The sequence below is a fragment of the Isachenkonia alkalipeptolytica genome (assembly GCF_009910325.1).
In the GTDB taxonomy this organism is placed as follows: domain Bacteria; phylum Bacillota; class Clostridia; order Peptostreptococcales; family T1SED10-28; genus Isachenkonia; species Isachenkonia alkalipeptolytica.
Genome location: NZ_SUMG01000006.1, coordinates 41,819 through 64,238, shown reverse-complemented (window position 1 = coordinate 64,238; position 22,420 = coordinate 41,819). Strand labels below are relative to the sequence as shown.

16 protein-coding genes and 1 riboswitch are annotated in these 22,420 nt (G+C 39.6%); of the genes, 14 read left to right on the top strand and 2 right to left on the bottom strand.

Going from position 1 to position 22,420, the window contains the following annotated elements:
* Positions 1-56: 56 nt before the first annotated feature.
* On the top strand, positions 57-1,103 hold the full coding sequence (locus ISALK_RS06505) for a hypothetical protein (RefSeq protein WP_160720369.1): 1,047 nt from the start codon (positions 57-59) through the stop codon (positions 1,101-1,103).
* 13 nt (positions 1,104-1,116) lie between these two features.
* Here the strand turns inward: ISALK_RS06505 and ISALK_RS06500 are convergent, their stop codons facing one another.
* Both ISALK_RS06500 and ISALK_RS06495 read right to left on the bottom strand, forming a co-directional pair.
* The gene (locus ISALK_RS06500) at positions 1,117-2,388 is read right to left on the bottom strand and encodes an MFS transporter (protein ID WP_160720367.1); all 1,272 of its coding nucleotides are present in this window, start codon (positions 2,386-2,388) and stop codon (positions 1,117-1,119) included.
* Positions 2,389-2,499: 111 nt separating this feature from the next.
* Positions 2,500-3,795, bottom strand: coding sequence for a helix-turn-helix domain-containing protein (locus ISALK_RS06495; protein ID WP_160720365.1), 1,296 nt, complete (start codon positions 3,793-3,795; stop codon positions 2,500-2,502).
* Positions 3,796-4,123: 328 nt separating this feature from the next.
* Here ISALK_RS06495 and ISALK_RS06490 point away from each other — a divergent pair, with 328 nt between their 5' ends.
* From ISALK_RS06490 to ISALK_RS06430, 13 genes are all read left to right on the top strand, one after another.
* Positions 4,124-4,732, top strand: a complete 609-nt coding sequence (locus ISALK_RS06490; RefSeq protein WP_160720363.1) for a histidine phosphatase family protein — start codon at positions 4,124-4,126, stop codon at positions 4,730-4,732.
* Between the two features lie 467 nt (positions 4,733-5,199).
* Positions 5,200-5,379: riboswitch (cobalamin riboswitch) on the top strand.
* Positions 5,335-6,363: a class I SAM-dependent methyltransferase gene (locus ISALK_RS06485; RefSeq protein WP_442786237.1), complete on the top strand. Its 1,029-nt coding sequence runs from the start codon at positions 5,335-5,337 to the stop codon at positions 6,361-6,363. It overlaps the preceding riboswitch by 45 nt.
* 55 nt (positions 6,364-6,418) lie before the next feature.
* Positions 6,419-7,972 carry an ABC transporter substrate-binding protein gene (locus ISALK_RS06480; protein ID WP_160720359.1) on the top strand — a complete coding sequence of 518 codons (1,554 nt, stop codon included), beginning with the start codon at positions 6,419-6,421 and terminating at the stop codon, positions 7,970-7,972.
* 17 nt (positions 7,973-7,989) lie between these two features.
* Positions 7,990-8,970 carry an ABC transporter permease gene (locus ISALK_RS06475; protein ID WP_160720357.1) on the top strand — a complete coding sequence of 327 codons (981 nt, stop codon included), beginning with the start codon at positions 7,990-7,992 and terminating at the stop codon, positions 8,968-8,970.
* Complete coding sequence (locus ISALK_RS06470; RefSeq protein WP_160720355.1) at positions 8,971-9,804, top strand: ABC transporter permease; 834 nt, start codon at positions 8,971-8,973, stop codon at positions 9,802-9,804. It abuts the gene before it with no gap.
* Positions 9,805-9,808: 4 nt separating this feature from the next.
* Positions 9,809-11,560, top strand: coding sequence for an ABC transporter ATP-binding protein (locus tag ISALK_RS06465; RefSeq protein WP_160720353.1), 1,752 nt, complete (start codon positions 9,809-9,811; stop codon positions 11,558-11,560).
* A gap of 589 nt (positions 11,561-12,149) precedes the next feature.
* Positions 12,150-12,449, top strand: a complete 300-nt coding sequence (locus ISALK_RS06460; RefSeq protein ID WP_160720351.1) for a hypothetical protein — start codon at positions 12,150-12,152, stop codon at positions 12,447-12,449.
* 384 nt (positions 12,450-12,833) lie between these two features.
* On the top strand, positions 12,834-13,184 hold the full coding sequence (locus tag ISALK_RS06455; RefSeq protein WP_160720349.1) for a hypothetical protein: 351 nt from the start codon (positions 12,834-12,836) through the stop codon (positions 13,182-13,184).
* A gap of 179 nt (positions 13,185-13,363) precedes the next feature.
* Positions 13,364-14,455 carry an HRDC domain-containing protein gene (locus ISALK_RS06450; protein WP_160720347.1) on the top strand — a complete coding sequence of 364 codons (1,092 nt, stop codon included), beginning with the start codon at positions 13,364-13,366 and terminating at the stop codon, positions 14,453-14,455.
* Between the two features lie 779 nt (positions 14,456-15,234).
* Positions 15,235-17,214 carry an ATP-binding protein gene (locus ISALK_RS06445; protein WP_160720345.1) on the top strand — a complete coding sequence of 660 codons (1,980 nt, stop codon included), beginning with the start codon at positions 15,235-15,237 and terminating at the stop codon, positions 17,212-17,214.
* Positions 17,215-17,224: 10 nt separating this feature from the next.
* On the top strand, positions 17,225-18,655 hold the full coding sequence (locus tag ISALK_RS06440; RefSeq protein WP_160720343.1) for a DNA double-strand break repair nuclease NurA: 1,431 nt from the start codon (positions 17,225-17,227) through the stop codon (positions 18,653-18,655).
* A 68-nt stretch (positions 18,656-18,723) separates the two neighbouring features.
* Positions 18,724-19,560 (top strand): DNA adenine methylase, encoded by an 837-nt coding sequence (locus ISALK_RS06435; protein WP_160720341.1) that lies wholly within the window; start codon positions 18,724-18,726, stop codon positions 19,558-19,560.
* A gap of 33 nt (positions 19,561-19,593) precedes the next feature.
* On the top strand, positions 19,594-22,419 hold the full coding sequence (locus ISALK_RS06430; RefSeq protein ID WP_160720339.1) for a DEAD/DEAH box helicase: 2,826 nt from the start codon (positions 19,594-19,596) through the stop codon (positions 22,417-22,419).
* Position 22,420 lies beyond the last annotated feature (1 nt).

Here is a 22,420-nt window from a genome sequence, read left to right as displayed (position 1 = left end):
GTAAATGACAAGAGGTGAAACACATGAGAAAAACGCTTCAGGATGTGGCAAGCTATTTGACGGAAATTATGGTGCCTGAAAGCCAGGAAACATATGGGATCAATCCTATCTATACAAATGTTTCAGATGAAGAGAGCATACGTGAGGGCGTTCTGGTCTTCAGAGCTTTTTTGGTTCGGCTTTACGATGTTTTATACACCAAGGGCAATGTCTATGATAATAGTAAAAAAGTTGCCCATGAATATGAAAACCGCACCACGCTTTCGGTGTATTATCCATTCCTGCACAATGTAAGCACCCTACTAAAGAACATAGGTTATCATGGTATACCAGTTGAAAACGGGCAATTGCTGGCCTGTGGAAATTCCCTATTCAATGGGAAGCTCTCTACTACCAAGACCCTTGAGTGCCTGAGGTTTTTGGCGGATTGTGGTATTTGCATTGAGGGCATAGATACAAATAAAAAAAAGCAAAACTTGTCAGACATCAAAACCATAAAGATTACATATCCGGATAACCCCACTATGCTCACAGGCCTGAAGGTCATGGCAATCGCCGAAATAGACCATAGAACCCTCATCAACCAGGATGTTTTCTTGCGCTGTGATTACAGAGTATTGAAAAAGGATGAAACCGATGTGCTTTCCATTCTACAGGATACGATAAAGCCTTTATCCGAAGAGGTGCAGGACTTCATTCTGCAACTGCATCAGCGCTATCTGAATAAAGGACTTACCTGCGTTGTGGAAGTAAAAGGGTTTCATATCTATATAAAGTATTGTTATAAACGGAAAGTTTTATGGGGAATTAACGCTTCCCTCAACAACGGCTATCATATCAATGTGAAATCGACAAAGACCTACGAATACACTGACACCATCCAAACCTTTCCCCCAATTTTGCAGGAAATGATTGCAAAGGGGTATGGCTGCGGCAGAAAAAGAGAAATCGGTCATTGTGATGGCGGTTGCCGTGGACTTCCCATATCCTTGGATGATTCTGTTTTAGGGATACGGGATGCCATTGAAACATGGTTTGATCAAGAATTGTCATGCTTGCAGTCGATACCCCGGAAACCCCACTTCAAAATTCATGGAAATTAAGTGGCGAGAGTATTCATTTGGACATGGTTGAAATCTCATTGACCTGAAAATCGGAAATTGATTTGAAGAAAAGGAAACCGATCAGTAATGTCATGGTACCGCTTAGGATAAAGGGAATGGAGGCTAAGGTGTAGTCGAATACCATTCCGAAGAAGAGCTGACCCATGGGCACCGCTGCCATGGAGAGGGTTTCCTTTAAGGAGCTTACACGGCCCAGCATTTCCAATGGAACTTCCCTTTGCATCAGGGAGGATACGCCTATATTAGTAACTATGGCGATGGAAGTGATCATGATCGCTACAGCAACCATGGTGATAAAAGGTACGGTATTGAAGGCAAATTGTTGGATATAAAAGTCGGATGCAATAAAGGCGATTACTACAATGAGTGCACCGATGGCCATGACCGCATAAGCCAATAATTTTTCCAAAGGATAACGTTTGCTTAGAACGCCCGTAAACAGACTTCCAACTAAAGAACCCGATACTAAAGCCGTTTGCAAAATTCCCAATTGCCAGTCCGTAACTTCCAGGAGCTGATTGGCTACATATATCAGACCCACGGAAATGGCAGGGGAAATCAAAGCATTGGCCGCAAGGGCAAGCCCCATGATGTTACGAATCAACTTATGTCTTTGAACGACTTTAATCCCTTCGGAAAAATCCCTGGTAAAATCCTTATAAGATAGTTTTGTTTTTTTCTTGTTGGGGCTCTCAAGCTCAATAAACATTTCTGATATGGCGGATAAAACAAAAGAAACGGCGTTTATGAGAAGTAATACGGATATTCCATATAAACCAAAGATCAGGCCCGCTACCACAGGATAAAGCATATAACAAAGGGTCAGCGCTAATCGATTGAGAGCGTTTGCCCCGACCAGTTCTTCTTTTTTTACAACCGAGGGAATTGCGGTGCCGATGGCAGGAGAAAAAAGTGCGGAAATCAGCGACATGCTGATGACCGTAAGGTAAATATGAAAAATGCTAAGTTCTGTGATTCTAGATAGGACATATAACCCTCCGATGATAACCGCAGAGAGTAAATCCAGATAGATAATTATTTTTTTTCGATCAAACCAATCCGCGAACACGCCACAGATGGGACCGGCAATCAGCCGAGGCACCATTCCGATAGCCAGTACCGAAGCGAACATCGTACCGGAACCTGTCAAATGGAGAATGTATAAAGATAGGGCAAAACTTTGCATTCCACTGCCAAAATGAGATACAAACTGACCGATTACCAATAATGCTAAGTTCTTGTTTTTCATCAGCTTCCATTCCAAAACCATCACCCCTTCATTTGTATAAGAAAATTTTATCATGGTATGGATTCTTGGGGTACCCATTAGTATTGGGAAAATAAGAGGGGATAAAGGGGTATAAGCGGTCTTATTTTATAGGTTTGAAGAAAGTTTCCATTTAACGTAGATCTCTTCAGTGATTTTAAGGGCTTCTTTGTATTTATGTTGGGCTTTTAACGCCTCGATTAGATAGTCACCGTAAAACGTTTGAAAGCCATGGTGAGAGTCCTTCTTTGCCTGTTTGTATAGTTTTCGAAGGATCTCCACGGAGGTTTCACTTTCTAGTTTCTCTTTCTTAATACAAAGGGTTATCAGCCAGTCTAGGCAAACTTTCATAGAGGGTTCCAGCCGTTGATGTTTAATGCGGTCATAGATTCCCAGTAGCTCTTTTGTATAGGTAGTTGCTAAGTCATAGTTTTGCTGCCCATAGGCGACCAGGGCTAATTTTTGCAGGACATAGAACTTATCGGAGCCTACGGAATCCTCCTTATGATAAGCGGCATAGGATTTTTCTAAGTGCTGTTTTGCCTCCTGGTAATTTCTCACTGCTAGATAGGTAGAGCCGATATTGTAGTATACGAAGGCTTCTCTGGAGTTACTGCTTTGTTCATTTAAGGTAAGGAGTCGCTGGTAATAGGTAAGCATGTTGTCGATATCCTTTACATTGGCATAGGCCGCAGCAATGACAAAATTCACCTCGATCCCTCGTTCAAGATACCCCTCTTCCATCAACTGCTTATAGGCTAAGTCTCCTAAACGTATGCTTTCCGCATAATTTCCCAAATTGTAATTCGCAGAGGCCAGGGCTTCCAAAATGATCCCATCCTGTTTGATCCTTGCGGACCGTTGAAATTGCAGTAAGGCTTTGTTAAAATCACTGTGATGGATCATTTCGTAATAGCCGATCAGATAATGGGTCAAGTGGGTTTGGCTAGGGCTCATATAGCTTACGTACTCTAACAGTTCATAAATACGATTTTTAAATCCCTGGGGATCCTCATCAAGAAATCTTACTCGGGTCAATCCGAATAATCCCTGGATAAGCATATAATCAATGGCTAAAGAAGAGTGCTGTAGCAGTTCTTGCTCCTCGTTCAATAGGTCCATCCATCGGTGGATTTCTTCCTGTTTGTGGAGGAAATAGCTTCGATAAAAATGATCGATGGCCTCCTTTAGCATTTTTATCTTCCCGGGATTGTGGTTTAAATCAATGCCTAAGACATCCATCAATTGGTGTAGAATTTCATCACTACAGGTAACACTTCCCTTTTCGATTTTACTGAGATAAGAAACTGCACAGATTCCCTGGCAAAGACTCTCTTGACTCATATACTGTTCGATTCGGTATTTTTTTATCAGCATCCCCATCATCATCGATTGATTATTCATTTTTTCCCTCCCGTATCCTTGTAGTATCCGCTCTTCAGAACTCTTTTTTTTATCCTATACTATCGGCGTTAACAAAGCAATAGCTGGATCTTGTATCTGCCTTTGGGGCTTGGTTTATGGTAGTCTTGCTCTCTTTTATCGGAGCAAAGCAAATTGATTGTTCACTTTTTCTAAAATATGATAAGAAGAATACGGACTCCTAAAAAAGGGGTCCTTTTGTGTGTATGGGTTTTTGCATGCGAAAGATAGCGAAGGTTTTTTGGGATGAATTCTCTGAAAATAAAGGATTTGGAGAGGATTATGTAGAATAATATTGTGAGGTGATAAAATGAAATTAATCATAATTCGGCATGGGGAGTCGGAAGCCGATATCCTAAAGGTCCATGAGGGTAGAGCGGATTTTTCCCTAACAAACAAAGAAAAACAACAAGCAAAACTGCTTAGTAAGTGGATCGCTAGCAATGAAGAATTTGACGTAATCCTATCCAGTCCGTTGAAAAGAGCAAAAGAGACGGCAGCGTTCATTAGGGATGAGACGGGGAAAAGGATCGTTTTAGTGGAGGATTTAATGGAATGGGATAACGGCTTATTAGCAGGACTGCCCCGGGAAGAAGCCGAGAGAAAATATCCCCTACCAAAGGATGGTAGGAAACCCCACCATACCAATGCTAATACGGAATCCATGATAAATTTTCGGGCAAGGGCAGAGACGTTTTTGTCCAGATTGAAAGAGGAATATCCCAAGGATGCTGAAATTTGTATGGTCTCCCACGGAGGAATGATCAATATGCTTTACCGCTCCCTGCTGAATCTACCCATGATGACGGAGCATTCCATAAGTTGTGGAGATACGTCGATCCATAAGTTTATGTTAAGTGACGGTAAATGCCATATTGAATATATTAATCGATTGGGACATTTAGAGGAGCTGGAGTAATTGGTGAAATAAAGATAGGGAAAAATTTCGAGCGGGTACGTAAAAAAAAATGGAGTGGTTGCTTGAAAATCTAACATTATAACCGTCCCTGCGTGAGGTCATATTCACGATTTTGTCTAAAAGCTGCAAAGCGTCATGACATCCTCGATGGATCGAAAGCCCCTTTGTTTTTGAAAAGGGCTTTTTCTGAAATTTAAAAAGGGATGTGGGACCTGATTGCTACAGTCTAATAAAGGCATAGTGGATAATGAATACTCCCCCACTTCAAATTTCGTAGCAATTAAGTGGCGGGAGTATTCATTGGAGATCGTGTAGATATTCAAGTGGCTCCGAAGGCAAAAATCTTTATTCCTAATGCTAAGGCCATTATGAATAATTGCTAAAATAAAAAAGAAAATGTTAAAGTATTAACATCGAACCTCTTATTAATTGTATCCTGAAAAATATTATGATATGATGAGAATAACAATTACATCAACCTTTATGGTGCCCCGGAAGCTCCGGGGTTAAAAGGGAAAGCGGTTCAAATCCGCTACAGCCCCCGCTACTGTATTTGGTATAGCATTCTTTATTAGGCCATTGGGAAACCGAGAAGGCGAAGAATGAAAGCCATAAGTCAGGAAACCTGCCATGAAAGGGAAAGCATTGAAATCTTCGGTGGGAAGATGGGCGACGTAATAAAAGGATTTTTGTCGGAAGACAAAGATTCTTTGAATAACGGTTGTTCATGGATTCCTCGAAAGAGGTTTTTTTTTATGGAATTTATTATAGGACAAAAAACAAAGGGAAGGCGTGAGAGGATGGATCGTGATTTAAGCTATTGGAAAGAACGTTGGAGGAAAGAGGAAGGGGAACGGGAACGGTGTGATCAGCAGGGGTTTTGGGATAATCGGGCGGATTTTTTTAACGGAAAGGTATTTACCGAAGAAAAACTCGGCAGTGAGATTGTGAATCATTTAAAATCGAAAAATATGCTGACCAGGGATATGGAGGTGCTGGATATCGGGTGCGGTCCCGGAAAACATACCTTGCCCCTGGCCCGGGAGGTAAAAAGAGTTACTGCCCTAGATATATCAGAGAATATGCTGGAGCATTTACGAAAAAACATGAAGAAAACGAAGTTATTCAACATCGATCCTCTGCATCTTGACTGGAAAGATGGGGATTTGAAAAAGCTGCACTGGGAAAAGGCCTTTGATTTAGTGTTTGCTTCTATGACCCCCGGGGTCTTTAATTATGAAACCTTGGAAAAAATGGTCAAAGCCGGTAAACAATATGCCTATCTCAGTGGTTTTGTCAAAAGAAAAGATGAAGTAGGGGATGAGATATTTCGTTTTTTTGAGCGCAGCCACGGCGTGTCTGCAAAAAAACAGAATAAAGTATATTATGCCTTTAACATCCTTTGGCAATGGGGCTATACCCCGGAGGTTGAGTATATTCATAGAACCTGGGAGGATGAGTTTACCTCGGAGGAGGCTTATGCTCTTTATCGGGATAAACTCGCCGCTGTAACCACCCTCCTTGAGGAGGACCGGGAAAAAATTAAGGAAATCCTGAAGAGTTTTGAAAAGGAAGGAAAGATTACTGAAAAAACCGAGGTAACCCAGGGGCTGCTTACCTGGAAATTATGAAGCTTCCCATAAAAGAAGCAAAGCTTAGAGAGGATAAACGAGAGGAGAGAGTATCATGGCAAAAGGATATAACAAATTATTACGGCTAACGGTGTTACTAGTGGCCACCCTGCTGTTATTAAGTGCCTGTGGCGGGGAGGAGACGGTAGAGAAAGCCCGGGAATCCCAAGAGGGCCGAGAATATACGTACCCGGTGGTTCGACTGGAAGGGGGAGACTACGGTCTGCCCACCCCTTTTCTTCATTATGGCAGAGGACCCGGCGGCTATAAAATGGCTCTGATTTTCGATAGTTTGTTGGAGTATGGAGAAGAGGGCTTAATCCCCTGGTTGGCTAAGGATTATCAGTTATCCGAGGATGAAAGGAGCTATCGCTTTACCTTAAGAGAAGGGGACACCTGGCATGACGGAAAGCCCGTAACAGCCGAGGACGTAAAGTTTTCCTTCGAGTATTTCCAAGAGCATCCTCCGGTTTGGAACGGGGTGCTGTTGGAAGGAAAACCCATTGTAGACTCCATCGAGATTCTAGAGGATGATACCTTGGTGTTCAAACTCCATGAGCCCACGGCAACAAGTTTGGAGCAGATCGGAAGGGTGCGGATCATTCCCAAGCATATATGGGAAAAGGTGGAGAATCCGGAAACCTATGATGAAGAGGAGGCCTTGATCGGCTCGGGACCTTTTCAACTTACGGAATACAGCAGTGAACATGGAACCTACGAATTTACCGCTTTTGAAAATTATGGGGGGCCGAAACCAGGGGTAGAAAAGATTCAATTTGTTCCCGTTAGTGATTCGATTATGGCCTTTGAAAATCGACAGGTGGATATGATAAGTATCAATGAGGACCTACTGGAACGTTACCAAGAGAACTCCGAGGTAGAAATATTGGAAGATCCCGGATTTTGGGGATATCGGCTGGTGTTTAACTTAGAGGACCAGGAAGTTTTACAAAATAAAGATGTGCGAAGAGCTATTGCCTACGGCATTGACGCCGATAATTTGATCGATAAAGTGGCTAGAGGGGCGGCGACCCCGGGAAGCCCCGGGTACTTGCCCACGGACCACATTTGGTACAATGAGAGGGTAGGTTTTTATGACTATGATTCCGAAAAAGCAAAGGAACTGTTGGAGGGAGAAGAATACAGCTTCACTCTGTTGACAGGAAATGACAATCGTGAGGTGCGAATCGGAGAGCTTTTGAAACTGTCCTTGGCTGAAGTGGGTATTGACATCGAGGTGGAAAGCATCGACGGCAAAGCCCGGGACAGTGCTCTGCAGGAGGGGAACTATGAAATCCTTCTAACCGGTCACGGAGGCTGGGGAAGTGACGGCGACAGTCTTAGAAGTCGTTATCGGATCTCCGGGTTTCATAACGAAAAAATAGAAGACTTAGGCAGGGCTCAACTGGTGGAAATGGATCCGGAAAAAAGAAAAGAAAAAATCTTTGCCCTGCAAGAAGAGATTGCAAAGGAAGTTCCCATGCTTCCCTTGTTCAATACTAAGGGATATCGAGTCTATTATCGAGATGGGTATGACAACTGGGTCTATATGTTCGATCATCATAATCCCATCCACAGCAAATTATCCTTTTTGGAGGAAATCCGCTAGAAAAGGAACGTTGAACCATGAAGCCTAATCGAAGAAAAATGAAACTTTCTCAATACGCAGTGACGATTCTTTTGATTCTGACGCTGAATTTCTTTTTGCCCCGCTTGATGCCCGGGGACCCCTTCACCGTGCTCTCCGCCGATGAGGGAGAGGTCCATACCACCTATTCCGAAGAGGATATTCAGCGATACAGAGCCTACTATGGCCTGGACCGTCCCTTGGTCCATCAATACGCCTCTTATATGATCGGGATTCTACAAGGGGATCTGGGCTATAGCATTCAGTTTAAACAGGATGTGGGCACGGTGATTTTCAATCGTCTTCCCTGGACCTTGTTTTTGGTGGGCATTAGCGTGGGGCTCAGTGCATTGATTGGTGTGTTTTTTGGAGTAATTTCCGGTTATAAAAAAAATACCGGAATTGATCAGTTTTTGTATTCCTTTTTTATCACCCTTTCGGAGATTCCCGGGTTCATGATCGGTCTTTTGTTATTATTTTTCTTCGGTGCCTATTTAAATCTGTTTCCCTTATCCGGAGGGATGACCCATTTTCGAGACTACGCCTCCCGGGGAGAACAGATCCTGGATATTCTCCATCATTCCCTACTGCCCATTACGGCCCTTACCATTACCGGTATGGGGGGATTCTATCTGATTGCAAGAAACACCATGGTATCCATCATTGACAAACCCTACATGATGATGGCAAAGGCAAAAGGCTTGAGTCGTACTCGAATTCTTTTTTATCACGGGTTGAAAAATGCCTTTCTTCCCATTGTCACTCGGATTTTCTTAAGCTTCGGGCAGGCCATGGGTGGAGCCTTGCTGGTCGAGAACGTGTTTAATTATCCGGGCATCGGAAGGTTGATGCGAGAGGCGGTAACCCTTCGGGATTATCCTTTAATTCAAGGGGTGTTTATTTTTATGACTTTGTTTGTATTGTCGATGAACTATTTATCCGATGTGATATACAAAAGACTGGACCCTAGGGTGATATAAATGGAACGACTAACAAACACAATGAAAAAGTTTTCTCTTGGTGGAAAGGTGGCCCTGGGGGTGCTAACAAGCTTCTTGATACTGGCAGTCTTTGCCGGGCTTTTAACAACCCATCCCCATGAAATCCCATCCGGGCCTGGTCTGGTACCCCCTTCCGGAGACCATTTTCTGGGAACCGATGATTTGGGTATTGACCTATGGGCGCAATTGGTTTATGGAACCCGGATCAGCTTGCTTGTAGGATTGAGTACCGCTTTGATTTCCGTGGCCCTCGGTGGCAGTTTGGGGATTATCGCCGGATATTACGGCGGCGGTGTCGATGAAAAAATCATGGCCCTGGTGGATATGATGCTGGTGGTGCCCCAGCTTCCGACGATGGTGGTGCTGGGAGGGTTTTTCGGACCGAGTATTGTGAATATTGTTTTGGTCCTCAGCCTTTTTTCCTGGGCTAGACCCGCCCGGATGGTTCGTTCAAGAATTCTTTCCTTAAAGGAGGAACCCTTTATCAACATCGCCAAAAGTTATGGCGGGGGGATTTTCTATATTACAAGGAAGCATTTTATGCCGGAAATCTTTGCCCTCTTAATGGTCAGTTTCATTCGACTGATCAGCCGGGCGGTGGTTGCGGAGGCAGGGCTTTCTTTTTTGGGACTGGGAGACCCCACCAACAAAAGCTGGGGACTGATTTTGAACCATGCCCTGGGCTTTAGGGGAATTTATTTTACGGATTTTTGGAAATGGTGGGTGATCTCTCCCTTGTTGTTTATTATCCTGTTGGTACTTTCGGTATCCTTTATCAGCAAAGAGGTTGAAAATATTTACTTGGGAAGGTGAGAAGGTGGAAAAAGGAAAAGTTCTATTGGAAGTTCGAGATCTGACCGTGGAATACCCTTCGGAAAGGGAATCGGTCATCGCCGTAAACAAAGGGAGTTTTGCCATTAAGGAAGGACGAATTTTAGGCATAATGGGAGAGTCAGGCAGCGGGAAAACCTCCATTGCCCTGGCCATTCTGCAGTTACATAACCAAAAGACCCGGGTGGAGGGGAGTATTCGCTTTCGAGGGGAAGAAATCATGGATATGAATTCTAAAGCCTTGAATAAGCTGCGGTGGAAAAAAGTCAGCCTGGTATACCAAAACCACCTGGATGTATTAAACCCCGTCCTTTCTATTAAGGAGCAGATTTTGGAAGGAATTAAGCGGCATTTACATCTCAACCGGAAGCAGCAAAAGGAAAAGCTTAAAGAACTTTGTAAGAAGGTGGGGCTACAGGAAAAGTGGATGGAGGCCTACCCCCATCAATTATCGGGAGGCATGCGTCAAAGAGTGTTGATTGCCATGGCCCTATCCTGTGATCCGGAGCTATTGATCGTGGACGAGCCCACCACGGCCTTGGATGCTATGGGAAAGGAAGAAATCCTAGACTTATTACAGGAATTACACCGGCGGGAGAATTTCTCCATGCTTCTAATTTCCCACGATATTTACGTCATGAATAAACTCAGTCATAACATCATGATTATGTATGAAGGGCGGGTGTTGGAAAAAGGCATCACCAAGGAAGTATTGGAAAATCCCATGCATGTTTATACCAGGGGATTGTTGCACGCTTCGGTGGATATGAATCCCTATCAGGATTTGTGGGGGGTACCCCAAGTAACCCGGGAAAAGGAACTGGCGGGGAAAGAGTTGGAAAAGGGAGGATGTGTGTTTCGAGAGCGTTGTTGCCAGCAAGAAAAAATCTGCGCCATCCGACAACCGGAGCTGGAATACGTGGCCATTGAACGTCAGGTTGCCTGCAATTTCCAAGGGATTAAAACCTTACTGCGGGCTGTGAATATTCATAAGAGCTACTCCGTGAAAAAAGAAAAGGTGGTAGGATGTAAAGACTGCAGTATTTCCATACGGTCCGGAGAAATTGTTGCCCTAATCGGAGCGTCGGGCTCGGGGAAAACGACCTTTGCCAACATCCTAAGCGGTATGCTAAGGAGGGATTCCGGCGTGGTGGAGTTCGAAGGGGAAAGTCTTCAAGGAAATAATTTTATCCGTAGAAAAAATGGGGTGCAGATGGTGTTTCAGGACCCCTTCTCCGCTACCAATGGAAGGTTTACCCTGTTGGAAGTTCTCCTAGAACCCCTTAATCTACTGGGGGAGGACACCGAGGAGCAAAAAAGAGATGCGGCAAAGAGGCTATTAGAAAGTGTGGGGCTCTCAACAAAAGAGGATTTTATGTCGAGACGGTGTAGCAGCTTAAGTGGCGGTCAACGACAACGACTGGCCCTTGCCCGGGGCCTCATTATGGAGCCGAAGCTTCTGATTGCTGACGAAATCAGCTCCATGCTGGACCCTTCTACTAAGGCCAATGTTCTGCGGCTGTTGAAGGGACTGCAAAATCAGTATGGTTTTGCTATGCTCTATATCACCCACGATTTGGCTTTGGCAAGAAAAATCAGCAATAAAGTATGTATTATGTATCGAGGAGAAATTGTGGAATCCGGTAGTGTGCAAAAAGTGTTTACGGATCCCAAAACCTCTTATGCTAAGGCACTGTTGAAAAATCTCCCCTCCATAGATGTGGGAGGGGAGAGGTAAGGTTTTTTCTGAAACTACTGTTCATTTCCAAGGATATCGTCCACTTTATCCCGGTTGTTTTCAATCCATTCCTCCACCGGATCGATAAAGGGGACGTCATTTTCTTCATGCTGATACAGACACTCACAACCGGTCGGTGGTTTTGTGAGCTAGCAATACAAACGTGTAAAGTAACTAATTCAATCAGTTTTTTATGCCACCGGTGTTGCAGGTATTTCTTTTCTAAAAAAGCATTATGCGAAATTAAAAGGGAAAAAAGTTATCGTTTTTGGAGTAGGAGCATCTCCCTATAACGAAAAAATGACTATCGTGTATTATGAGAAAAAGATGAATGATTTGAACTAAAAAAATACGGACTCCTCAAAAGGTGTCCTTTTTTATGTGTACCGGTTTTTTGCATGTGAAAAAGATAGAAGGTTTTTGGAGAAAAATTCTCTGAAAATAAAGGATTTGTAGAGGGTTTTATAGAATAGTATTGGGAGGTGCTAAAAATCGACTACAATTATATAACCCGAGAACCGGAAACAGGAAAGGTATTGGATGGAAAATTCACTGAAGCATCAGACAGATATCAGTAGGGGGTGATTATTTGAAGAAAACAAGTATTTTGATATATAGTAGCATGCTTCTCGCCACGATACTTGGAGTATATGGTCAGCGTATTTCTTATTATCTACCTAGAGTTATAGGAGAAATGTCTCCTTTATACTACTTAACCACCCTAACGGTGGTAAGCTTTCTTTTATTTTGGGCTTTGCCTATATTCGTATATAAGCTTAATAAAAATATCGAGAAAAAAAGCTTTGCTACAACGATTGGGATTAATTGTTTTATAGGTATACCGGTCTCCACTTGGTCATTTTTTGTTTTGGTTATGTGGTGGGGTTAAAAAGAGCAAAAGAGACGGCAGCGTTTATTAGCGATGAGACGGGGAAAAGGATCGTTTTAGTGGATGAATTAATGGAATGGGGAATACCCACAGGATGCTGAAATTTGTATTATCTCCCACGGAGGGATGATCAATATGCTTTACCGGTCCCTGCTGAATCTACTCATGATGACGGAGCAATCCATAAGCTGCGGAGATACGGCGATACATAAGTTTGTTTTAAGTGAAGGTAATGTCATATTGAATATGTTAATCGGTTGGGGAATTTAGGGGAGCTGGAGTAAATGGGGGAATAAAGGGGTCACTCCTAATCGTTCCCACATGAGGTTCGATATTTTTTAGAAGGTCAATATCTAATGAATAAATTTTAAAGGAGTTGTTTTTATGAGGAATCAAACAGCGGTAGTTCTGAATGTGATAGGCATAGTCATAGTTTTTGCAGGGATATTTACCCCTATTATATTTTTCGGTATCGGTATTAATGAGTTTGTTAGGCTAGATGATGGTTTAATTGCTTTAATATATGCAAGTGTATTATTTGTAAGTGTTACAATCGGATTTCTTATTAAAGGTTTTGCAGAACTTATCGATTTTACTCAAAAAAATTCCGATGATACCCATGAATTGCTAAAATTTATAAAACATAATGAGCACGAAGTAAAAAACAATTCTATAACTACAACATCAGTTGCAAGCGGTGAAGATATTGAAATGGATTTAGATAAGAAAAGTTAAGATAACTGATAATGTGTCGAAGTTTTGTCAGGAAATGTTGCAAAATTTTGGGGTTAGATTTTGAAAAATAAGGTAATTAAACCTAATTTCTAGTATACTAAGAGTAATGCCGTCTTGGCATTGAAAATAAGCAAAGATTATAATCAATATGGTTAAATCTACAGAAGGAGTGTTAAAAGATGGGATTATTCGACAAAATGAAAGAGCCGGTGTTTCTAAAAGAGGCTACCAGCACAAGGGAGCACTTAGAAAAACTGGAGGAGCTCGCACCGAAAGTGGATCCATCCATGAAAAAGCAGATTGAAAAGGAAATCAAGTTACTCTCCATCGGTCTTTTCGGCGAGGATAACATAGCCTTTGAACTGAAAAATAGCGGGATGCCGATGTATATTATGCGGGATATGTATATTGAAGCCAATGGTCTATCCGCTCAAATTGATTACATAATCGTTACCAGAAAGATAAATTTCGTAGTGGAGTGTAAGAATCTTATCGGGGATATTGATATTGACCGGGAAGGGAACTTTATTAGAAAGTATAACCTATTTGGAAAACCCATAAAAGAAGGGATTTATTCACCGGTTACTCAAAATGAACGGCACTTGGAAGTTATTCGTCAAAAGCAAATGGAAAGGAAAGGGAATATTTTAGAAAAAGCTATATTCAATAAGTTCTTTGACACCACTTTTCAATCCTTAGTTGTTTTGGCAAACCCCAAATCCGTATTGAATGTACGCTATGCCAATAAGGATATTAAAAAGCAGGTGATCCGGGCTGATCAACTGAACCGCTACATAAAGGATAAGCTGGCCAAATCAAAAGAGGCACCACATAATGACAAAAATCTGGAACAAGAGGCGAAGGCGATTTTATCTATGCATCAAAAGAAAGAGTTTGATTATAGTAAGTATGTAATGGCTGCTGCCAAAACCCCGGCAGAAAAACCGGAAAGAAAAGTAGAAAGTACACCTGCAACTAAAGAGGTAGCAAAACCAAATGAAGTATCAAAAGGTAAAGGCAAAGCGGTGACAAAAACCTTTAATAAAGATTCCAGAACAGAGATAGAGGAGAAGTTAAAAGCTTTTAGGCTACAAAAGAGCCGAGAAGAAAAGATTAAACCATATTACGTATTTAATAATAAGCAGATGGAGGATTTGATTAGTAAAAATCCAAAAGATAAAAAGGCTTTGCTGAAGGTGGATGGTTTTGGGCCGAAGAAGGTTGAGAAGTATGGAAAAGAGATTTTAGGGATTTTGATAACAAACGGTTAAATTAATCTATTGCAAGTTCATCATTACAGAAATTTTACTAAGGAAAGCCTCATTTAAGGTAACCGCAAATTCCGGTTTCTTATAAATGGGGCTTTTAACATGCGAAAAATGTCGAAGGGTTTTTGTTGAGAATTTTGTTAAATTAAAGGGTTTTAAAGTGATTATATAGAACAGTACAGAGGGATGATAAAGTGAAATTTATCATAAATAGGCATGTGATTGAAATTATTGCTATGCTGAAGAATTGGTGTACCGCTTAAAATTTCACAAAGAGCCGCCCCAGTCTGAGACAAAACAAAAGGGAAACATTCAGAAAAAAAAGCCTTATTCAAGGTTTTGGAAAATAAAAGAAACGGAGTTAGATGGTATTAAGAAATATAGTGCAATATTTAAGTATTTTTATGATTATGCTATTAATGATAACGAGAAACCTTCGTAGATTTTCCTATTTGATTAATAATATAGTTGTTGAATACTGAAAAGAAAAGAGTGAAGTGGTCTTTGTTGAATCAGCTACTGTAAAAATAATTAATCTAACATTCATGTTCACAAGATAGTTTTGAATTACTAAAAACCCATCGAAAGCTGGTTTTTTAGGAGATGAAAAATTAAAAAATGGAAAATTCGTAAAATAATAGCTGGAATAAGCAGGAAATCAACCTATACATATAGAATATTTCATGTAGGGACTAATTACTAATTTGGCAAGAGTATTTATAGCTTAAATAGGAATCACGATCGAGTAACCTATTTCATCTTAAAATATCAGGAGGGATAAAATGAATATTGCAGGAAAAATTGTTAATAGCAACCCACTGGCACAGATAATCCAGGAAGACAACTTTGTAGGCTGGGTTTATTCTATGAATTACGATGAAGTTTTAATTATAACTAACGATGCATGGAAAATGAAAGTCAAAGGTATTCCGCAAAACTGTTTTCTAACTGCGGCGACATTCAATCCTCAAGCTCTAGGGGAAATACCAGAATTGGAACGAGAAGTAATGTTGTTTAGGGTGTTAGGGTCCGCAGAACTGCCTCAAAATGATGATATGTTAAAGTTAAAGGTAGATTTTTATCAAAACCAAAAAGAAAAATACCAGACACAACCAGAAAATGACTTTGATGATATAACTAAATCTATGGTTCAATTTAGTGGTCTAAGATGTAGAGTGCTTGGGACATTCTATATTAAAAATAGCGAACTGAATCTTGGAAGTGATTTAGAGTCTTTTACTGCTTCATCAAAGTTGAATGTCCACAAACCTACTGAGGAAGCGCTCAAAACTATTGTTAATCATGTGGATCCTATAAGAAAGAAAAAATCTATTGAGGATGCGAAAGAGTTAGGTTTTGAAAAGCCCATAGACCCTATTAGACTTGGGACTGTACGTTATACTTCAACTGATCGACTGCATAGAAGCACAGAGGAGGATAAAGTTCCATTTTTTGTCCAACCCTCAGACTTTCTTGCAAGGCGTACTGGGGTTTTAGGTATGACAAGAACTGGGAAGTCAAACCTGATAAAACATACTGTATCAGCTGTAAAAAATGTTTCGGATAAAAGCGATGAACCTATTGGACAGCTAATATACGATATCAATGGAGAGTATGCAAATGCGAATATGCAAGATAAAGGTTCTATATCAGAAATTTATAAAAAAGATACAATTCGATATCGCATGGTTGATACTCCAGGTTTTGAAATGTTACAAAATAATTTTTACTATAATATACAAGAAGGTTTCAATTTAATAAGAGAGAAGTTGGAAGAGGATAAAGTAAGTAATGCTGCAGATATTAATGTTTTTAAAGAGGCATCCTTTGATGAACCAGAAGAAAAGAATTCCAGTGAATACAAACGTTGGCAAATAAAAACTGCTGCATATTTGTGTTTGCTTTCGAAGGCAGGTTTTGAAGAACCAGATAATTTCAAAGTGAAATTTACAGCGAATCAAAAAGTACAGAAGGCAGTCTTTGATAAAGCTAATAATGAATTTAGTGATCCTAAATATGGATTCGATCTCGCTACTTGTTCAGACTGGATGCTTGCATTGCGAGAAGCAAACAAAGAAGAAGCGCTACTTAGTTCAAGTGGAAAGCATTGGGTAGATGATGAATTAGCTTCGATAATTAATCTTTTGGCTAGAAAGAACACTTCCGGAAATTTTATTTCTGGTTATAAGCTTATAACACCATATAAAAAATATCACTCTGCAAGACGGAAAGATGAAATTGGAAAAGAAATCTATAATCATCTTAAAAACGGGAAAATTGTTATTCTCGATTTATCTGTTGGTGAAGCGACGCTTAGAGAAAAAATCAGCAAACAGATTGCAAGTGATATATTTAATAAATCGATGAATATATTCATTGAAGGGAAAAATCCTCCTAATATTGTAATTTATGTGGAAGAAGCCCATAACCTCATTGGAAAAGGTATGGACCTCACTGAAACTTGGCCTAGGGTTGCAAAAGAAGGGGCAAAATATAGAATCTCTTTGGTATATGCAACACAGGAGGTTTCATCAATTCATCCAAATATCTTAGCCAACACTGAGAACTGGATTATTTCTCATCTAAACAATATAAGAGAAATAAACGAACTGGCAAAATTTTATGATTTTGAAGACTTTAGTAAATCACTACTCAGAGCTCAAGATGTCGGTTTTGCAAGAGTGAAGACATTGTCAAGTCCTTTCGTCGTTCCGGTTCAGATTGATTTGTTCAATCCTAGTCCGGCCACTACTGAAGAATAGAGGTGACAGGATGCCGTATAAAGGAGAATATGCAAATAAAACTTCCCATTTTAACATTTTAAACAGTAAGGATGTACAGGACTTTATTAGTGATACCAATTATCTAGAAAAGCCTTCTGCGGAAGCGACTGAAAAAATAAGCCAACAGTTTATTCAAATTGAGGGAGCTGAGGAAAGTAAGTTTCCTAATAAAATAGTTTCAGTAGATGGAAGCTATTATGAATCTAGCATAGATCAATTTTTACCGAGTACGAAAGTCGGCTATATAAAAATCGGTTCACTATTAATAGATTTAGATCAATATAGCAACATGGGAGTTGAAGGGACAAAATTTGTGGACCCTTTTAAAGTTGCGAAGATGCAAGACAATAACTCCACAGCTACATTTACCATGCCTAGTGCGAATATAATAAAAAAAGGTAAAGATAGTGTAGTTGATAGTTTTAGGTACTATATAGATAAACATTTACTAGATTGCAGAATGAACGAAAGTGACTATAAAACAAGCTTACGAAGTACCTTGTTTGAACTTGCCACATATCGTCCAGATAGCAAAAACAAAGATCCTAATGTAATAATTTTGCATAAATGCCCAAACTCTGATTGCGATCAGGAGAATATTGAACTAAAAGATATTGAACAAGAACAATTTTGTCCAAATCCAGAATGTGGAATAGAGCTTTATCCCAGCGATGCTTTAAGAATTTGGGAGGAAGTAAAAAACTATCAGAGCAATGGTAGTGCGATTTCTAGGTTTATGATTGTACTGGAGCACTTGATGCCAATATTTCTTATTCGTCATATTAAAAACTATCACAGTGAGAATTCACTTGCTACGCTTCAAAATTTGAGCTTTGTTATTGATGGTCCTCTTGCAATTTTTGGGACAGCAGCTTGGTTGAGTCGAGCGATTATGCAATACCTCTGGAAAATCAATGAGGAGCAATTAAACGCAGGGTTCGGTCCTTTATTATATTTAGGACTACAAAAAACAGGCCAGCTAATGGACTTCATGTACGTAATTAATAACCATGTCGAAGATAACAGATTACTGTTAGTTGATGATGCACTAAGATATAAGTATGTAGCTTTTTCACGAAATCCATCAAAGAGTGGTTTTGGATATGAAACCTACTATGGGCAGGATTTCATGTATAAAAGCAAAACCGGACGATCTTTTGTTTTTTCATTACCTTTTCCTTTTAAAGAAAAAGATGTAACCGGAGAATACAATAAAAATAGACAGAAACTAGAGAATTATAAAACTTTGAATAGTGCGATTTCATTTATTGATCATTTTGAGTGTGACTTATTTGAAAATGCTGTTGTACCTATAGCATTAGCCCATCGATACACAGCAATAAGTCTAAAGCCAGGCGCGCAAGCTTTAGATATATTGACTAAAAACATGGTGAGTGAGACTATACAGAATGGATCATAAGATTAGTTCTTGCAACCTTTAGGAATTCACGAGATAATGTAACAGAGAACTATAAATGAGGTGATATTGTGGCTGATTATTCTCCCTTGAGATATCCTGGAGGAAAAGCGAAATTATACAAAGAAATTAAACAGATAATTACCGACAATAATTTAGAAGGCTGCACATATGTAGAGCCTTTTGCAGGGGGGGCCGGATTGGCCTTGAACTTGCTGATTCGTGGTGATGTTGGTGAAATCATTTTAAACGATTATGATAGGTCTATTTATGCTTTTTGGTATAGTTGTCTGCACCATACTCAAGAACTTATTAATAGAATTAATGATACTGAGGTCACTATACCCAACTGGGTGCTACAAAAGAAAGTTCAAGAAAACAAAGAGCAATCGACATTGTTAGATCTGGGATTCTCTACCTTTTTTTTGAATCGAGTCAATCGATCTGGAATAATTAAAGGAGGAGTAATAGGAGGGATTGAACAAAAAGGTCAGTATAAAATAGATTGTCGATTTAATAAAACTAATTTAGTGCAGAGAATAGAAAAAATTGCAGAACACAGAAACAGAATTGAAATATATAACCTTGATGGTGTAGATTTTATCAATAAGAAGGTAAGAAGCTTAGCTGAACACAGTTTGACCTTTTTTGATCCTCCTTATTATAAAAAAGCCGAAGGGCTATACACAAACTTTTATATTCATGAGGATCATGTTGAACTTAAAAATGCTATTCAAAAAAATGTGAGTTCACCATATTTAATAACCTATGATAACCAAGAAGAAATCGTAGAAATCTATAGCGATATGATCATGAAGGAATATGATATTACCTACTGTGCAAGTATTAAAAGGAGCGAGAAAGAAGTCATGATTTATCATGGTTTAGAAATGCAAACCGATAATTAGACCATAGACTGGAAAATAGAAGAGGTGTTTTATATGACAGAATACGCACCGGGAATGCGCGTGCTAATAAGAGATGAAGAATGGATGATTAAAAAAGTTGAAATAAATAGTCTGGAACAAAAAACATTACACTGTATTGGAATTTCTTCATTGGTAAAGGATCACCAAGCATTTTTTCTAACTGATTTAGAGGAAATTGAAACTGTAGATCCAGCGAATATTCATTTAATTGAAGATGAATCCCCCAATTTTAAACGAACAAAGCTATTTATTGAAAGTCAGTGGAGAAAAAAGACCCCCACTGACACTGCTCTTCATGTTGGACATAAAGCAGCGATGGATGTAATGGAATTTCAGCTAGAACCTGCACAAATTGCTTTGGAAAAAACCAGACAAAGAATACTAATTGCTGATACTGTTGGTCTAGGAAAAACTTTAGAAGCAGGAATATTGATGTCTGAGCTAATAGCTCGGGGAAAAGGAAAAAGAATTCTTGTTGTTACCGTAAAAAGTATGATGAAACAATTTCAAAAAGAAATGTGGAATCGATTTACGATTCCACTTATTCGTCTAGATTCAGATAAAATTCAAAAAGTACGAGCCGAACTTCCATCAAACTACAATCCATTTTTCTATTATGATAAAACAATTGTCTCAATTGATACAATCAAGCGAGATGTTGAATACCGGACTCATTTAGAAAATGCCTGGTGGGATATCATAGTTATTGATGAAGCCCATAATGTAGCACAAAGAGGAAAGAAACAGGCACAACGTTCGAAATTGGCTCAGCTTTTATCGAAAAGATCGGATACGTTGATTATGCTGTCTGCCACACCCCACGATGGCAAATCGGAGAGCTTTGCTTCATTGATGAATATGCTTGATCCAACAGCTATAGCGAACCCCAGTGATTACGGTCAAGATGATATTAAAGGACTTTGTGTGCGTAGATTTAAGAATGATGTTAAAGATCAAGTGCAGGGGTCTTTCCAGGAGAGAGAAATTAGTATTGAAAAGGTAGATGCAACTAATAGAGAAGAAGAGGCTTTTGATGTTTTTGCTGAACTAAAGTTAGAAATGGATATGAACAAACATCGTATAGGTGGCCAGCTCTTTAAAACAAGTCTTGAAAAGTCCATGTTTTCCAGTCCTTCTGCATGCATCAAGAGTATTGAAGAACGACTTAAAAAACTGAGAAAACGATATAAATCAGAAGACATAAAAGATATTGAACAGCTAGAAATGTTGAGAGATAAACTTCAAGCAATCACTCCAAAAGACTTCTCTCGGTATCAAACCCTATTACAACTAATTCATAGTAAAGAATATGGATGGAATGGAAAAGTCTCTAATGATAGAATTGTAATTTTTACCGAGCGGATTGAAACCATGCGATATTTAGTTGAACATCTACGAGAAGATCTAAAGCTAAATAAAGATGCAGTTCAAGAACTTTATGGTGGAATGAAAGATAGCGAACAGCAAAAAATTGTTGAAGATTTCGGAAGAGAAAGCTCGAACATTCGTATTCTTGTGGCTTCCGATGTGGCATCGGAAGGAATTAACCTGCACTATCTTAGTCATAGGCTTATACATTTTGATATTCCGTGGTCTTTAATGGTGTTTCAACAAAGGAATGGAAGAATCGATCGGTATGGCCAAAATGAAAAACCTGATATCCGGTATTTTTTGATCAACAGTAAAAATGAAAAAATCAAAGGGGATCTAAGAATTATAAGGATCTTACTTGAGAAAGAAGAGCAGGCTTATAAAAATATTGGCGACCCTACTGTCCTTTTCGGCAAATTTGACGTACAAGAAGAAGAACTTGTAACAGCAGAGGCAATAGAAAATGAAATAGGCCCAGAGGCATTTAATAGACAAATAGAAACAACACAAGAGGAATTTGACCCCTTGGAATTACTGATGAAGGGTGCTAGCGATGATAATAAACATGTTGAGAAAAAATTCGACGCAACCCTATATAGCGATTTAGATTATTTAAACGCTTCTTTTGATTACTTCACCCAAAGCGAAGAATATAGAATAAACGATCTCAAAACCGTGGAAGGTGTGGAATTAAAGGTGACACAAGACTTGTCTCGTCGGTTACAAGCTTTAATGCCTGAAGAAGCCCTACCTGAGAAGGGAAATATACGATTAAGTCCTAATAAAGAGTTCTGTATGGAAGAGATGACACGGAGTCTGCAAAATCAAATGTCTGAGAATGCATGGCCACAAACACAATATCTTTGGGAACTTCATCCGATTTTCCAGTGGATCAATGACAAAAGTGGTTTATTGTTTGAAAGAAATGAAGCTCCCATGATCGGTATTAAAGATCTGTTAGCAACGAATGAATATATTTATATTATCTCAGGTACAATCCCCAATAGAAAATCAACTCCGGTTGTTGACGAATGGTTCGGACTTCAGTTTAATAATGGCGAATTTACACAATCTCTAAATATGGAGGAAGTGAAACGAAAAACCAGAATTACGGGAAAAAACAACTTGCCAAATCATAATAATATTACACAAGTGCAAAAGAACAAGGCCGAGGCTTTACTTCCTAAGGCTGTAGCAAAAGCAAAAGAAGAATTAAATAATCATTACCATCGTTACAAAAATGAAATAGATCCATTAATCACTGTTGAATTAGACAAGCTCGCTGAGCTTGAAGAGAAACATAAAAGCTACCAGCTTTCGTTTGTTGATAACGAGCGTAAAAAAAGCGAAAAGGAACGAATGGTTGAAGAAACCTTTAATGAGTTTGAAGAATGGGTTACTGATACATTAGAAATAGAAGATAATCCCTATTTACGGATTATAGCAGTAATTACGGGGGTGGAATAAC